Here is a 14,966-nt window from a genome sequence, read left to right as displayed (position 1 = left end):
AGCGGACGCAGGCAGCGAACGCGTCGGTAGCGCCGCCGCCCGCCGCGCCGAGCCACACCGCCGCCGCGGCTTGCCGAATCGGAATCTCGCCACGGGCGCGCGCGAACGCCGACACCTTGGCGTCACGCGGTTGCCGCCAACGCGTGTCATACCCCTTTGCATTCCTGCGCTGGTCGGCGGTGTGGGTCGCGTCGGCACGCTAGGCAACTGCGCGGGCGATCCGACCGGTCACGGACGCCGGGCCGGCACCGCGTTCGCCGCAATCGCCACGCCACCCTCTAGAATCCGTCGATGCTCGTCATCGCAACTCTGCAGAACACCTGGGACCGGCTGACCGGGATCCCGCACATCGGCGCCTATCTCACCGCCGCCTACCTGCTGTACATCCTGTGGCTGAGCGGCTGGATCGTGCTGCAGAAGCGCGAACCGGCGGCGACGCTGAGCTGGGTGCTGTCGCTGGCCGCCTTGCCCTACCTGGGCTTCATCATCTACTACCTGCTGGGCCCGCAGAAGGTGAAGCGGCAACGCCTGCGCCGCGGCCGCTCGCGCTCGGGCATGGAGCACTATAGCAGCGTGTGCCCGCCGGACGCCGACTGCACGGAGCTGGCCAAGATCGCCCAGGCCACCACCGGCCTGGCGCCGAGTTCGGCCACCGCCGTGCAGTGGCTGGTCGACGGCGCGGCCACCTACGAGGCGATCGTGCGCGACATCGGCGCCGCGCAGCACCACGTGCACCTGGAGTACTACATCTTCAATCCCGACCGCACCGGCACGCGCATCCGCGACGCGCTGGTCGAACGCGCCCGCGCCGGCGTGCGGGTGCGCCTGTTGCTGGACGCGGTCGGCTCCTCGCACGTGCGCAAGCGCTTCCTGCGGCCGCTGCTGGAGGCCGGCGCCGAGGTGGCCTGGTTCCATCCCACCCAGTTGCTGCGGCCGTTCAAGTTCAAGCGGCCCTGGGTCAACCTGCGCACCCACCGCAAGATCGTGGTGATCGACGGCCGCATCGCCTTCACCGGCGGCATCAACGTCACCGACGAAGAGAACGAGGCGCTGCGCGCCGATGCCTACCGCGACCTGCACCTGCGCTGCGAAGGCCATGTGGTGCGCAGCCTGCAACTGGTGTTCGTGGAAGACTGGCTGTACGCCACCCGGCAGGGCCGCGACGCCTTCGACATGGCGCGGATCTGGCCCAGCGACATGCCCAGCCGCGCCGACGGCACGATCCAGGCGCAGGTGCTGGTGTCGGGGCCGGATTCGTCGTGGGAGAGCATCCACCGGCTGCAGGTGGCGGCGATCTACGAGGCACAGCGGCGGGTGTGGCTGGTCACGCCGTACTTCGTGCCTGGCGAGGCCGCGCGCATGGCGCTGACCTCGGCGGCGCTGGGCGGGCTGGACGTGCGCCTGCTGGTGCCCAAGCGCAGCGACTCGCGGCTGGTGACGCTGGCCGCGCGCTCGTACTTCGACGAACTGCTGCAGGCCGGGGTCCAGATCTACGAGTACGGCCCGCGCATGCTGCACACCAAGGCGCTGGTCACCGACGAGGATCTGTGCCTGGTCGGCAGCGCCAACTTCGACAACCGCAGTTTCCGGCTCAATTTCGAAGTGGCCACGCTGTTCCGCGACCGTGGGCTGACCCGGCAACTGACCGAGTTGCTGGAGGGCGAGATGGCCAACGCGGTGCGCGTGCGCGACGACCGCAAGCGCTCGCTGTGGCGCTACCGGCTGCCGGAGGCGGTGGCGCGGCTGACCTCGCCGCTGCTGTAGCCGCGGCCGGCGTGGCGCCCCTGCACCCGGACTGCGCGGCGCCACGTGGAACCGGCACGCCCGCCGGCGCTACACTGCGCCATCCTTGGGGAGATCGTCATGTACTGGCTCTTTCTGCCGCTCGCGCTGGGTGCGTTCGTTCTGGCGTTCACGACGCCGCACATGTGGTTGCTGGTGGTGAGCCTGCTGGCCGCCCTGGCCTTCCTGCTGGCCTGGGCGCGCGGCTGGTACGTGGCCAAGATCGGCGACGCCAGCCAGCGCGACGCGATGCCGATGATCGATCCGGCCGAACTGCGCCGGCTGCGCGAGCAGGCCGAGGCGCGCCGCGCCGCGGCCGCCGCCAGCGACGACGCCGCGGCGCCGTAAGCGGCGCCGGCGATGACCAAGCTCAGCGTCAACGTCAACAAGATCGCGGTGCTGCGCAATTCGCGCGGCGGCGACCTGCCCAGCGTGCTCGAGGCCGCGCGCGCCTGCCTGGACGCCGGCGCGCACGGCATCACCGTGCACCCGCGCCCGGACCGGCGCCACATCCATGCCGAGGACGTGCTGGCGCTGGCCGCATTGACCGGCGAGCGCGGCGTCGAATTCAACATCGAGGGCAACCCGTTCGCGCCGCCGCGGCCCGGCTATCCGGGGCTGATCGCCCTGTGCGCGCAGGCGCGCCCGGCGCAGGCCACCCTGGTCCCGGACAGCGACGCCCAACTGACCTCCGACCACGGCTTCGACTTCGGCCGCGACAGTGCGCGCCTGCGCCCGCTGATCGCCGAACTGAAGGCGCTGGGCTGCCGGGTCAGCCTGTTCGTGGATGCCGACAATCCCGACCTGGCGGTGGCGGCCGAACTGGGCGCCGACCGCATCGAGCTCTATACCGGCCCCTATGCCGCCGCGTGGGAGCAGGGCGACAGCGCCGCGGCAGCGCCGTTCGCCGCCGCCGCACGCCGCGCGCAGGCGGCCGGGCTCGGCGTCAACGCCGGCCACGACCTGGCCCAGGCCAATCTCGGCGCGTTCCTGGCGACGGTGCCGCAGGTGCTGGAAGTGTCGATCGGCCACGCACTGATCAGCGAAGCCCTGTACGCCGGGCTCGATGCCACGGTGAAGGCGTATCTGGCGGTGCTGGCCGGCGTCCGCTGAGCGAAGCCGACAGCGCGGGGCTGGCGCTCCCCTGGGAATCCTGCGCTCTTCGCAGGCGCAGCGGTCGCGATCCGCGAGGGGGCCGCGATCCGCGCAATCCGATCAACGTGCGTCTTGCGCCCTCCCAAGCGGAGCGACGCGAGCAGTGCCTGTGCGCACGACGCCATCGGCGACGATGGCGTCGCATCGCGGGGCGCCTGTTACTGCACGAAGCCGATGCGCTGCACGTCGGCGTTCTTCGCCGCCGCCAGCACCTTGGCCATGGCATCGTAGTCCGCATCCGGGCTGGCATCGATGCGCAACTCAGGCGGATTGTCGCTGGCCTGCGCCATCGCCTCCTGCAGGCGTGGCTGCAGATCGCGCAAGGGCAACGGCGCGGCGTTCCAGAACAACTGACCCGAGGCGTCCAGGCGCAGCTGGATCGGGTCGGGCGGCGGCAACGGCCGCGATGGCGCGGTGGTGTGCTGCGGCAGGTCCATGGTGATCGTCCGCGTCAGCATCGGTGCGGTGACGATGAAAATGATCAACAGCACCAGCATCACATCGACCAGCGGGGTGACATTGATCTCCGCCAGCGGTCCCCGATTCCCTGCAGCACTGAACGCCATGGCCAGCCTCCTGTGGGTGTGGTGTCGCGCCACCAGCCTACACCCGTGCCGCGGCGGTGCGCGAGGGGCGGCGACGAGGATGGCGTCGGCTCGCAGGCTCGCGGCGGCGGGGAACGGGCAGGGCCGCCCGGTCGAAGGACATCCGCGGATCCGGCGCATCGGGCGGCGCGTCGCTCCGCCGCGCTCGACCGCAGGCGTACCGGGCGAATGCAGCCGCACCCGACGCGCGCATAAAAAAACGCCACCGTTGCCGGTGGCGTTTGCAGTCGCGTCATGACTGAGGTGTTGCGGTAAAGCGTATTGCGTTGAAGCTTATTGCTGCACGAAGCCGATCTTCTTCATGTCCGAGTTCTTGGCGGCGGCCAGCACCTTGGCCATCACTTCGTACTCGGAATCCGGATTGGCATCGATGCGCAGTTCCGGCTGGTTGGTCGGATCGCGCTGGACTTCGTTTTCCATCATCTGCGGGAGCGCACTCACCGCCACCGGGCTGTTGTTCCAGAACACCTGGTTCGACGCATCGATCCGCAGATCGATCGGCGGCGGCGGATCGCGCAACTGCGGCGGCGGGTTGATGACCCGCTGCGGCAGATCCACGTCGATCGGGTAGGTCATGATCGGCGCGGTCACGATGAAGATGATCAACAGCACCAGCATCACGTCGACCAGCGGCGTGACGTTGATGTCGGCCATGGGACCACGGCCGCCTCCTGAGCTGAACGCCATGGCTCAGTTCCCCTTCTCTTTGGTCGCAACGAAGCCGACGTCCAGCATGCCCTGACCCTGCGCGATCTTGGTGATCTCGTTGATCGTGCGCATCTTGGTGGTGCGGTCGCCACGCAGGTTGAGCGGCGGCTGCGGGGTCTGCTGTGCAGCGGTCGAGAAGCGCGACTCCAGGGTTTCCTTGGAGATCGGCTCATCGTTCCAGTACAGCGACCCGTCTTCCTTGACCGCCAGCGTGATCGGATTCGAACGCTTGTCGTCCTTGTCCGGATCCTGCTTCAAGTTGGCTTGGGGCAGATCCACCTTGACCTTGTGGGACATCAGCGGTGCCGTGATGATGAAGATGATCAGCAGCACCAGCATCACGTCCACGAGGGGCGTGACGTTGATGTCGGCCATGGGGCCGCCGCTGTTTCCACTACTGAAAGCCATAACGGGCTCCGTTAACGTTGCGTGGACGACTTAGCCGGGATCAGCGAACGCGCGAGCCGGTGGCGAAGAAGTCGTGCAGGTCGTGCGCGAAGGTGTCGAACTTGGCGATCACCGAGCTGTTGACCTTGCTGAAGAAGTTGAAGGCGAACACGGCCGGGATCGCGACGAACAGACCGATCGCGGTCATGATCAGCGCTTCACCCACCGGGCCGGCCACGGCGTCGATCGAGGCGGAGCCGGTGGCACCGATCTTGATCAGGGCGCCGTAGATGCCCCACACGGTACCGAGCAGACCGACGAACGGCGCGGTCGCACCGACGGTCGCCAGCAGGGTCATGCCCGACTGCAGCTTGGTGCTTTCGCGGGTCACGGCCTGACGCAGGGCGCGGTCGACGAACTCCGAACGGCTCAGGCTCTCGCCCAGGCCGGTGCCGGTGCCGGCTTCGGCGCGCTGGTGGTGCGCGGCGGCCTGCGCAGCGTCCAGAGCGATCTTCGAGAACGGCTCGGAGGCCGGCTGCTCTTCCATCGCACGGATGGCGTCCTGCGCGTTCGGGGTGTCCCAGAACAGGCTGGTGACGCGGTCGGCCTGGCTCTTCAGGCGGGTGGCGCGGAAGATGTTGATGATCGTCCAGTACCAGGACGAGGCGGACATGATGATCAGGGTGATGAGCACCACCCAGGAGACGGCGAAGTCACCCGGCTTGGAGGTCATTTCGGTGATCAGGTGCTCGAAGCCCATCTGCGACAGGGCGTTCGATGCGTTGTTGCCCCCCGCAGCAGCGGCGATGAAAATTTCCTGCAGCATGACGCTTACCTTTGTTGTGTGTGGTGGTGATGAGGGTGGTGCAAAGAGTAGACAGGCCGTGCGGACCGGCGGTGCGCCGGCCCGCGGACCTTTGTATCAGTTCAGCGCGAAGTTGACCGGGACGCGGACGCGGCCGGCGGTCTTCTGTCCATTGACGACAGCGGCATTGAACCGCCACTTGCGCGCTGCTTCCATGGCGGCGCGGTCCAGGTCGCGGTTGCGGCTGGATTTCTCGACGGCAACGTTCGTGACGTTACCACTGGCATCGACATCGATGATCAAGATCACTTCACCCTGCGCGCCCGACCGGAATGCAGCCGGCGGGTACTTCGGCGGGTTCATGTTCTTCGACGAGATATCGACGCTAGCGCTGATGTCGGACGGTGCGGCCGGCGGCGCGGGCGGCGACGGCGGCGTGGCGATGTCGTTCGGGCGCGGCTCCGGCACGTCGATCACCGGGGCTTCCGGCGGCGGCGGCAGCGGGGTCGGCTTCGGCGGCGCCAGGTTCTTCACCGGCGGCGGCGGGGTCTCCGGCGGCTTCGGCGGCGGCGGCGGCGGCGGGGGAGGCGGCGGCGGTGCGTCCACCAGGGTGACCATGATGTTGCGTTCCTTCTCCGCGACCGCCTTGGGCGCCACGGCCGGAATCAGCAGCAACATCAGCGCTGCGAGGTGCAGCGCGATTACGAAGGCAATACCGATGATGCGCGGCCAGCTGAGGCCGGAGGCGTCATCTTTGTCGTAATGCCGATGGATGACCAGTTGTTCCGTCATGCGCCAATGACTCGATTAAAGGGGGGCGGATTTCGCTGGGGAGCGGAACCCAAGTTCACGCGGTGATGACACCGCAGGAACCTCCAAGCTTATACCAATCCCTGTTACCTGCACTACTTTCAGCACTGGTCTTCGGGGGCTTTTTTTGCGTGCTACTTCAGGTTGATGATCTTCTTCGCGTCTTCGGGCTTTTTGACGCCCTTGGCCAGCGCCTGCTGGGCCGCCTGCTTGGCTTCGGCGACACGGCCTTCCGAATGCAGCACCTTGGCCAGGTTGAGATAGGTCTCGCCGTCCTTGGACAGCGGCGCGGCCTTCTGCCAGTTCTCGATCGCCTGCGGCAGCTGGTCGGTGTAGTAGTACGACTGCGCCAGCGCCAGGTAGGTCTGGTAGTCCGGCTTCAGAATGCCCTTCTGCATGCCTTCGTTGATGACCGCGATGACGTCCTTCTCGTGGCCCTCGGTGTTGGCGTAGATCGAGTACAGCTGCTTGTACTCCTTCTCGTCGGTCAGCTGACCGGCAGCACGCAGCTTGTCCATCACCGCCGCGGCCTTGTCCATCTGGTCGGCCTGCATGTACATGCTGGCCAGGTTGAGCTGGGCCTTCTTGTCGTTGGGCGACTTGGCGGCCAGCGCCTCGGCGGCCTTGACCGCTTCGCCGGTCTGGCCGGCTTCGGCGTAGGACGCCATCAGCAACTGGTTCCAGCTGTCCTTCGGATCCGGCGATGCGGCGATCGCCTGCTTCAGCGCCGGGATCGCTTCCTGGTAGCGCTGCGCCTGGTACAGCGCCTGGCCCTTGAGGATCAGGTCTTCCGGGCGGGTCGACTTGGATTCGGCGAGGAACTTGTCCAGCGTGGCCAGGCCTTCGGCGGTCTGGTCGTCCTGCAGCTGCAGCTGCGCCAGCATCAGCATCGACTGGAAGTGGCCGTTGTTGTCCAGGCCGTTGAGCTGGATCGCCTGCTTCAGGTACGCCTGCGCGGCCTTGCTGTCGTCGAGGTTGTAGGCGGCCTGCGCGGCCAGCTGCGCGGCGACCGACTTGTCGTAGTCGTTGGCGCCGCCGTTGGCCAGGATCTCGTCGGCCTGGGCGCGCACCGACGCGTAGTCCTCGCCCTTGTTGTAGGTGTCGATCAGCTTCTGCAGCTTGCTGCCCACCTTGGAGGACGGCTTGCCGTTGGGCTCCTTGCGGTCGGCATTCGGGAACAGCACCGCCGCCTTCTCGTTCTTCGCGTTGCGCGAGGAGCGGTGGTCGGTGCGATCGCTCTGCGCAGCGGCATCGGTCACCACCGCGCCACCGAGGGCGGAGGCGATCACCAGGGACAACAACGCTTGCTTGCGGATGCGGAATTTCATGGGTCACCTCGGTGGAAACCGCCCGGAGCGGCACGGAAGACGGAGCGGCCATCCCTCGGCCGAGCCAGCAAACCTATCAGAAACCTGTACGCCGTGAAAACGTTTTTGGATGCGTTTTCTGTGACAGTGCCGGCGACAGGTGCGGGGACGACGGCCGGCTCAGCCGCACTTGGGCGTCCTGCCGGCGCTGCGCGCCTGCGCGTACACCGGTTCGAGCGCGGCGACGTCGCGCTGCAGCTCGCCGATGCGGGCACTGGGATCGGGGTGGGTGGAGAGCCATTGCGGCGGACGTTGGCCGCCGGCGGCCATCATGTTCTTCCACAGGTCCACCGCCTGCGCCGGATCGAAACCGGCCTGCGCCATCAGGCGCTGGCCGACCACGTCCGCCTCGGTTTCCTGCTGGCGCGAACCCGGCAGCAGGAACAGCGTCTGCGCGGTCATGCCGCCGACCTGGCCGATGGTGTCGGCCGCGCCCTGGCCATAGCGTGCGCCGGCCAGGGCGCCGATCACGCTCAGCCCCGCCTGCGCGCCGAGCTGGCGGGTGATGCGTTCTTCGTGATGGCGCGAGATGACGTGGCCGATCTCGTGGCCGAGCACGGCGGCGAGCTGGTCCTGGTTCTTGGCCACGCTGAAGATGCCGCTGTTGACCCCGACCTTGCCGCCGGGCAGGGCGAACGCGTTGGGTTCCTTGTCGTTGAACAGCGCCGTTTCCCAGCCGGTGCCGCGCCATTGCGCGGGCAGCTGCGCGACCAGCGCGTTGACCACGCAGCGCACGTAGGCATTGCGCTTGGGATCGGTGTCCAGCGGTTCCTTGGCCTTGGCTTCGGCGAACGCCTGCGCGCCCATCTGGTCGAGTTGTTGCTGCGAAATGCCCCCCACGACCTGGGTGCGCCCGGTTGGCGACGTCGTCGTCGCACATGCTGCCAGCAGCATCGCGAGCGATGCGCCAAGTACCCCTTGCTTCATACGGTCCCCCCTCCTAACACGCGTCGCAGTGTGGGGTGACGCGTCTTAACATTTCGTCAAACAAACCTTCAGGTTGCGCCAAACCAGTACAGTCCGGCGACCGCGATGGCATTGTTGAGCCCGTGCGCGGCGATCGGCGCCCACAAGGTGCCGGTGCGCTTGTACAGCCAGGCGAACGCGACGCCCATGCCGCCGTAGACCAGCCACAGCTGCGCGGTCTCGGCCAGGCCGTTGCCGGTGGTCCCGGGCACCTCGTGCACCAGGGCGAAAGCGGCGCCGCTGAGCAGCATGCCCAGCCGCGGCCGGCCCGCATCCCACAGCCGCCCGAACAGCACGCGGCGGAACAGCAGTTCCTCGTAGGCCGGCGCGATCAGCACCGCGAACACGCACAGGAACAGCGGCATCTGCGCCATCGCCTCCTGCATCAGCGGCAGGTTGGTCGGCACCGGCTTGACGCCGATCTGCGCCGACACCGCGGAGATCGCCGCGCTGCCGACGAACACCCCGACCGCGACCAGCAGCACCCAGCCCCAGGTCGACGGCGTGCGCGCGGCCTGCCACGAGGCACGGCGCTCGGCGGCGCTGGCCGGACGGCGCAGGAAGTACAGCAGCAACGCCGCGGACAGGGTACTGACCAGCGCGATCAGCAGTTGCGCCAGCGCCCCGGGCTGGCCGACCTGCTGCGCGACCAGCGTGGCGAGGCGATCGGCGGGAATGCCCTGCGCCTTCAGCTGCATGGCCAGCTGGAAGCCGCGCAGCACGCCCCAGACCAGGCCGCACAGCACGCTCACCGCCAGCAGCACCACCGCCGCCAGCAGCACGTCGAGGAAGAAACCGAGGATCGGCCGGCGCGGACGGGTCGGCGCCTGCGGGGAGGACAAAGACAGCGGAGCGGCGGGCAACGGCGGCGGTGCGGTCATCGCGGTCCTGCGCGGAAGCGGGCGGAAGGCACGGAGGGCAGCCGGCCCCGGCACGCGCCGGGGCGGCCGCCGCCGCGGTCAGATGTCGAGGTTGGCGACCTTCAGCGCGTTCTCCTCGATGAAGTCGCGGCGCGGTTCGACCACGTCGCCCATCAAGGTGCTGAAGATCTGGTCGGCGGCAACCGCGTCCTCGATGCGCACCTGCAGCAGGCGGCGCGTATCGGGATTCACCGTGGTCTCCCACAGCTGCTCGGCGTTCATTTCGCCCAGGCCCTTGAAGCGCTGGATCTGGCGGCCCTTCTTGGCCTCCTCGAACAGCCAGGCGTAGGCCTGGGCGAAGCTGGTGATCGCCTGGGTCTTGTTGCCGCGCACGATCTGCGCGCCCTCGCGCACCAGCCCGTTCAGCGCCAGCGCGACCTCGCGCAGCGGCCGCAGCTCGCCGCTCTCGAACACCGCCATCGGCAACACGTAGGTGGTTTCCTCGCCCATGTGCCGGCGCTCGACCAGCAGGGTGGCCGGGCGCTGCGCGTTGGCCGGCTGGAAACGCAGGCTGTAGCGGGCCGAGCCCAGGCTGCCGCGGTTGAGCACCGCCTGCAGCGCCTCCAGGCTCGGATGCGCCTCGCCCTCGGCCTCGAGCTGGGCCACGTCCAGCGGCGGCAGGTCGATCAGCGCGCTCAGCAGCGCCGGGTCGTAGCGGTGCGCATTGCGCGCCACCGCCTCGTTGGCGCTGGCGAACAGCAGCAGCAGCTTCTCCAGCGCCGCGCCGGTGATCGGCGGCTCGTTGCTGGCCGGGACCAGCGCCGCGCCTTCGACCGCGCTGCTGGCCAGGTAGGCGTTGAGCGCGTTGTCGTCCTTCAGGTACAGCTCCTGCTTGCCCTGCTTGAGCCGGTACAGCGGCGGCAGGCCGATGTAGACGTAGCCGCGCTCGATCAGCTCCGGCATCTGCCGGTAGAAGAAGGTCAGCAGCAGGGTGCGGATGTGCGCGCCGTCGACGTCGGCGTCGGTCATGATGATGATGCGGTGGTAGCGCAGCTTGTCCGGGTTGTACTCGTCGCGGCCGATGCCGGTGCCCAGCGCGGTGATCAGCGTGCCGACCTGGTCGGAGGACAGCATGCGGTCGAAGCGCGCGCGCTCGACGTTGAGGATCTTGCCGCGCAGCGGCAGCACCGCCTGGTTCTTGCGGTTGCGGCCCTGCTTGGCCGAGCCGCCCGCCGAGTCACCCTCGACGATGAACAGCTCCGACAGCGCCGGGTCCTTTTCCTGGCAGTCGGCCAGCTTGCCGGGCAGGCCGGCGATGTCCAGCGCGCCCTTGCGACGGGTCAGGTCGCGGGCCTTGCGCGCGGCCTCGCGGGCACGGGCGGCATCGACGATCTTGCCGGCGATGGCCTTGGCCTCGTTGGGGTTCTCCTGCAGGAACTCCTCCAGGCGCGCGCCGAAGGCGTTTTCCACTGCCGGGCGCACGTCGGAGCTGACCAGCTTCTCCTTGGTCTGGCTGGAGAAGCTCGGATCCGGCACCTTGACCGACAGCACCGCGATCATGCCTTCGCGCATGTCGTCGCCGGTCAAGTTGATCTTGGCCTGCTTGGCGATGCCGTTCTGTTCGATGTAGGTGTTGAGCACGCGGGTCAGCGCGCCGCGGAAGCCGGCCAGGTGGGTGCCGCCGTCCTTCTGCGGGATGTTGTTGGTGAAGCAGTACATCGTCTCCTGGTAGGAGTCGGTCCACTGCAGCGCCACGTCCACGGTGATGCCGTTGTGCTCGCCGGTGACCGAGATCACGTTCGGGTGCAGCGGGGTCTTCAGCTGCGCCAGGTGCTCGACGAAGCTGCGGATGCCGCCCTCGTAGTGGAAGTCGTCGCGGCGGCCCTCGCCGCGCTCGTCGGCGAGCACGATCTTGACCCCGGAATTGAGGAAGGACAGCTCGCGCAGGCGCCGGGCCAGGATGTCGTAGTGGAATTCCACGTTGTTGTGGAAGGCCACCACCGACGGCCAGAAGCGCACGGTGGTGCCGCGCTGGGTGGTCTCGCCCAGTTGCTTGAGCGGCGCCACGGCCGCGCCGTTGCTGAATTCCTGCTGGTAGTGGAAGCCGCCCTGGAACACGTCCAGCAGCAGCTTCTCCGAGAGCGCATTGACCACGCTGACGCCCACGCCGTGCAGGCCGCCGGACACCTTGTAGCTGTTGTCGTCGAACTTGCCGCCGGCATGCAGCACGGTCATCACCACCTCGGCCGCCGAGACCTCGCGGCCGAGCTTGGCGCTCATCTGCGCGTGCTTGCCGACCGGGATGCCGCGGCCGTTGTCGGACACCGACACCGAACCGTCGGCGTGGATGGTCACCGTGACATGGTCGGCGTGCCCGGCCAGGGCTTCGTCGATGGAGTTGTCGACGACCTCGAACACCATGTGATGCAGGCCGGTGCCGTCATGGACGTCGCCGATGTACATGCCGGGCCGCTTGCGGACCGCCTCCAGCCCTTCCAGGGCGGTGATGCTGTTGGCGTCATAGTTGCCGTTGCTTGCCGGGGTGTTCTGTTCGTCGGTCATTGCGCGTGCCGTAGGCTCCACGAGGCGGCGAAGACGGGCCGGGGCCGGTTCGCGCCGCTGGATAGGGGATTGGTGGAAATTATAGCAGCCCGGGCCGCCCGGCCCGCGGCGGCCTAGGAAACAGCCAGGATCTGGCCATGTTCCACGTGGAACCGAGCGATCGGCAGCGTGGCATCGGCCAGCGCCTGCGGGGTTTCGGTGGCGGTGACGAAGACCTGCGCCGGCCCGGCACGCAGCCGCTCCAGCACCCGGCCCTGATGGTGGCGGTCCAGTTCAGAGGCCAGGTCGTCCAGGGCGATCACCGGCCATTCGCCGCGTTGTTCGGCGTAGTCCTCGGCCTGGGCCAGCAGGCAGGCCAGGGCGGTGAGCTTGGCCTGGCCGCGGGACAGGGCGTCGCGGCCGGGAATCTCGGCGAAACTCAGGCTCCAGTCGGCACGATGCGGGCCGGCCGAGGTATAGCCCAGCTGCCGGTCGCGCTCGCGGTTGAGCAACAGCGCATCGGCCAGGGACACCTCCTGGCGGCGCCAGCCGGGCGCGAACTGCAGATGGGAGATGCCTAGCGCCGGCGCCAGATCCGGGGCGAGCGCGAGCAGGCGGTGCAGCAGCCGATCCAGGTAGTCCTGGCGCCGCGAGGTCAGCGGCTCGCCGGACTCGGCCAGTTCGTGATCCCAGGCGTCGAGCGCCGCGCCGCTGCCGCCGCTCTTGAGCAGGGCGTTACGCTGCTTGAGCGCGCGGGCATAGCGCCGCCACAGCGACAGGAAATCAGGTTCCACGTGGAACAAGCCCCAATCGACGAAGCGGCGGCGGGGCTCGCCACCGCCGCTGACCAGCAGATGGCTGCCCGGCTCGAAGGTGACCACCGCGAGCGCTGCGCACAGCGTGCCGAGATGGGCGACGTCCTGGCCATCGAGACGTCCACGCCAGTCCTGGCCGCTGTGGCGCAGTCCGGCGCGACGCCGACGCGGCGTGCCTGCGTCGCCCGCCTGTTCCTGCCATTCGACGAAGACGTCCAGCGCTTCCTGACCCTGGCTGACCAGTCCATCGCGCACACGACCGCGGAAGCTGCGGCCGTAGGCCATCAGGTGCATGGCTTCGAGGACGGTGGTCTTGCCGGCGCCGTTGTCGCCGGTGATCAGGTTCAGCCCGGGCGCGGGCGCCAGCTCGAGCGACGCGAACCGGCGCAGGTGATGGAAATCGAGGCGGGAGACGTGCATGCGGGGATAGAGGCGAAGGCGCTCGCACCGGGCGCACGCAGATCGGGGTTGAGGGCAGGGCGGCAGCATACCTAAAACGACCGTCAGGCGTTGGTAGGGCAGCCATGTTCGGGACCCAGCCACTGGGTGGCCTGCTGCGATGCCTACGGAGGCGGCCGGGCGGGCCATCGGACGCGGGCGGAAGACGTGCGCGAAAGCAGAGGACGCCTGGGAGCAAAGGCGCTCTGCGTCTCGGCTTCGTCCCGTCGATCGTCAGCGCGAGGCTCCGGGCGCCTCGAATGCCATTCGATTCGCGGGCGATGCTGCGGCCATGCGGGGCGCGGTTGGCTTCCCTCGACGGCATATCAGTGCCTGTTGGATCTGCATCAACCGTCCTAGCTGGCATGGACTTGCGTACTGCGGCGGTTTCCAGGCTTCCTGGCACGGCAAAAAAAGAAAACCCGGCACAAGGCCGGGTCGCTTTTCGCGCGTGTTCCACGTGGAACACGAAACGAGGATGTCAGAGACGCAGCGGCATCACGACGTGGCGCGAGCGGGCGCTGCTGGCTTCGCGAACGAGGGCGGAGGAGTTGGCGTCGCGCAACTGGATCACCACGAACTCCTCGCGCAGCGCGGACAGCGCGTCGAGCAGGTAGTTCACGTTGAAGCCGATCGCCAGGTCGCTGACCTTGGTGTCCGCTTCGACTTCTTCCTGCGCTTCTTCCTGCTCCGGGTTGTGCGCGCTGATCTTCAGCTGGCCCGGGGAGACTTCCACGCGCACGCCGCGGTACTTCTCGTTGGACAGGATCGCCGCACGCTGCAGCGCCGCGCGCAGGATTTCGCGATCCAGCTTGACCTCACGGTCGGCCCCGATCGGGATCACCGCTTCGTAATCGGGGAAGCGGCCGTCGATCAGCTTGGAGGTGAAGGTGACATCGTCGCGCTTGACCCGCACGTGCGCGCGGCCGACTTCCAGCTCCACTTCGCGCTCGCCGCCTTCCAGCAGGCGCTGCAACTCGGTCACGCCCTTGCGCGGCACGATGATCTGGCGCTTGGCGCCGCCGGCGTTCTCCAACTCGGTCTCGCACAGCGCCAGGCGATGGCCGTCGGTGGCCACGCAGCGCAAGGTCTGGTCGCGCAGGTCGAACAGCAGGCCGTTGAGGTAATAGCGCACGTCCTGCTGCGCCATCGCGAAGGCGGTGCGCTCGATCAGTTCCTTCAATGCGGCTTCCGGCACCACCACGCGCTCGGTGGCTTCCACTTCGTCGACGGACGGGAAGTCGTTGGCGGGCAGCGTGGCCAGGGTGAAGCGGCTGCGGCCGGCCTGCACGGTGATCTTGTCGCCGGACTGGGACACGGTGACCTTGCTGCCGTCGGGCAGGGCACGCACGATCTCGAACAGCTTGCGCGCCGGGATCGTGGTTTCGCCGTCCTGGGCATCGTCGACCGCAATGCGCGAGACCATTTCCACTTCCAGGTCGGTACCGGTCAGCGACAGCTGGCCGCCGTGCACCTGCACCAGGAAGTTGGCCAGAACCGGCAAGGTCTGGCGGCGTTCGACCACATTGACGACTTGCGCCAATGGCTTGAGGAAGGCTTCGCGCTGCAGTGTGAAACGCATGTGGTTCCGTGCCCCTATGCTTTAAAAGATGTGGAATAAATCAAAAGCTTGGTGGTGATGGTAGAGCGAAATTCGGTGCAAATGTAGCTCAAGCCACTGAAAACAAAGAATTTTTAACGCTCCCAATCCCGTGTACTACTTCCCT

At 68.0% G+C, this 14,966-nt stretch carries 14 protein-coding genes; 3 read left to right on the top strand and 11 right to left on the bottom strand.

All coding sequences use genetic code 11. The annotated features are described in order from the left end of the window. The first annotated feature begins 291 nt into the window (after positions 1-291). The 3 genes from cls to NKJ47_RS00890 all read left to right on the top strand — a co-directional run bounded on the left by cls (position 292) and on the right by NKJ47_RS00890 (position 2,895). On the top strand, positions 292-1,764 hold the full coding sequence (cls, locus tag NKJ47_RS00900) for a cardiolipin synthase (protein WP_254459709.1): 1,473 nt from the start codon (positions 292-294) through the stop codon (positions 1,762-1,764). A gap of 99 nt (positions 1,765-1,863) precedes the next feature. Further along, positions 1,864-2,130, top strand: coding sequence for a hypothetical protein (locus NKJ47_RS00895; RefSeq protein ID WP_010340662.1), 267 nt, complete (start codon positions 1,864-1,866; stop codon positions 2,128-2,130). 12 nt (positions 2,131-2,142) lie between these two features. Continuing rightward, a complete protein-coding gene (locus NKJ47_RS00890; RefSeq protein ID WP_254459708.1) occupies positions 2,143-2,895 on the top strand; it encodes a pyridoxine 5'-phosphate synthase in 753 nt (250 codons plus the stop codon). A gap of 200 nt (positions 2,896-3,095) precedes the next feature. Here the strand turns inward: NKJ47_RS00890 and NKJ47_RS00885 are convergent, their stop codons facing one another. The 11 genes from NKJ47_RS00885 to dnaN form a co-directional block, all read right to left on the bottom strand. After that, a complete protein-coding gene (locus NKJ47_RS00885) occupies positions 3,096-3,503 on the bottom strand; it encodes an ExbD/TolR family protein (protein WP_254459707.1) in 408 nt (135 codons plus the stop codon). A 312-nt stretch (positions 3,504-3,815) separates the two neighbouring features. Next, positions 3,816-4,229, bottom strand: a complete 414-nt coding sequence (locus NKJ47_RS00880) for an ExbD/TolR family protein (protein WP_010340665.1) — start codon at positions 4,227-4,229, stop codon at positions 3,816-3,818. Positions 4,230-4,232: 3 nt separating this feature from the next. After that, entirely contained in the window at positions 4,233-4,658 is a 426-nt protein-coding gene (locus NKJ47_RS00875; protein WP_254459706.1) for an ExbD/TolR family protein, read from the bottom strand. A 40-nt stretch (positions 4,659-4,698) separates the two neighbouring features. Continuing rightward, positions 4,699-5,463, bottom strand: a complete 765-nt coding sequence (gene exbB, locus NKJ47_RS00870) for a TonB-system energizer ExbB (RefSeq protein WP_254459705.1) — start codon at positions 5,461-5,463, stop codon at positions 4,699-4,701. A gap of 96 nt (positions 5,464-5,559) precedes the next feature. Further along, positions 5,560-6,234, bottom strand: a complete 675-nt coding sequence (locus tag NKJ47_RS00865) for an energy transducer TonB (RefSeq protein ID WP_254459704.1) — start codon at positions 6,232-6,234, stop codon at positions 5,560-5,562. 152 nt (positions 6,235-6,386) lie between these two features. Next, positions 6,387-7,580: a tetratricopeptide repeat protein gene (locus tag NKJ47_RS00860; RefSeq protein ID WP_254459703.1), complete on the bottom strand. Its 1,194-nt coding sequence runs from the start codon at positions 7,578-7,580 to the stop codon at positions 6,387-6,389. A gap of 159 nt (positions 7,581-7,739) precedes the next feature. Further along, positions 7,740-8,546 (bottom strand): M48 family metallopeptidase, encoded by an 807-nt coding sequence (locus NKJ47_RS00855; RefSeq protein ID WP_254459702.1) that lies wholly within the window; start codon positions 8,544-8,546, stop codon positions 7,740-7,742. A gap of 68 nt (positions 8,547-8,614) precedes the next feature. After that, a complete protein-coding gene (locus NKJ47_RS00850) occupies positions 8,615-9,466 on the bottom strand; it encodes a CPBP family intramembrane glutamic endopeptidase (protein WP_254459701.1) in 852 nt (283 codons plus the stop codon). 78 nt (positions 9,467-9,544) lie between these two features. Then, positions 9,545-12,007 carry a DNA topoisomerase (ATP-hydrolyzing) subunit B gene (gene gyrB, locus NKJ47_RS00845; RefSeq protein ID WP_254459700.1) on the bottom strand — a complete coding sequence of 821 codons (2,463 nt, stop codon included), beginning with the start codon at positions 12,005-12,007 and terminating at the stop codon, positions 9,545-9,547. A 113-nt stretch (positions 12,008-12,120) separates the two neighbouring features. After that, positions 12,121-13,221 carry a DNA replication/repair protein RecF gene (gene recF / locus NKJ47_RS00840; RefSeq protein ID WP_254459699.1) on the bottom strand — a complete coding sequence of 367 codons (1,101 nt, stop codon included), beginning with the start codon at positions 13,219-13,221 and terminating at the stop codon, positions 12,121-12,123. Between the two features lie 499 nt (positions 13,222-13,720). Further along, complete coding sequence (gene dnaN / locus NKJ47_RS00835) at positions 13,721-14,821, bottom strand: DNA polymerase III subunit beta (protein WP_254459698.1); 1,101 nt, start codon at positions 14,819-14,821, stop codon at positions 13,721-13,723. Between the last annotated feature and the right edge of the window lie 145 nt (positions 14,822-14,966).

It is taken from the genome of Xanthomonas sacchari, assembly GCF_024266585.1.
Lineage (GTDB): Bacteria > Pseudomonadota > Gammaproteobacteria > Xanthomonadales > Xanthomonadaceae > Xanthomonas_A > Xanthomonas_A sacchari_C.
Note: the sequence above shows the minus strand (reverse complement) of the source record. Positions and strands in the feature narration are given on the sequence as shown.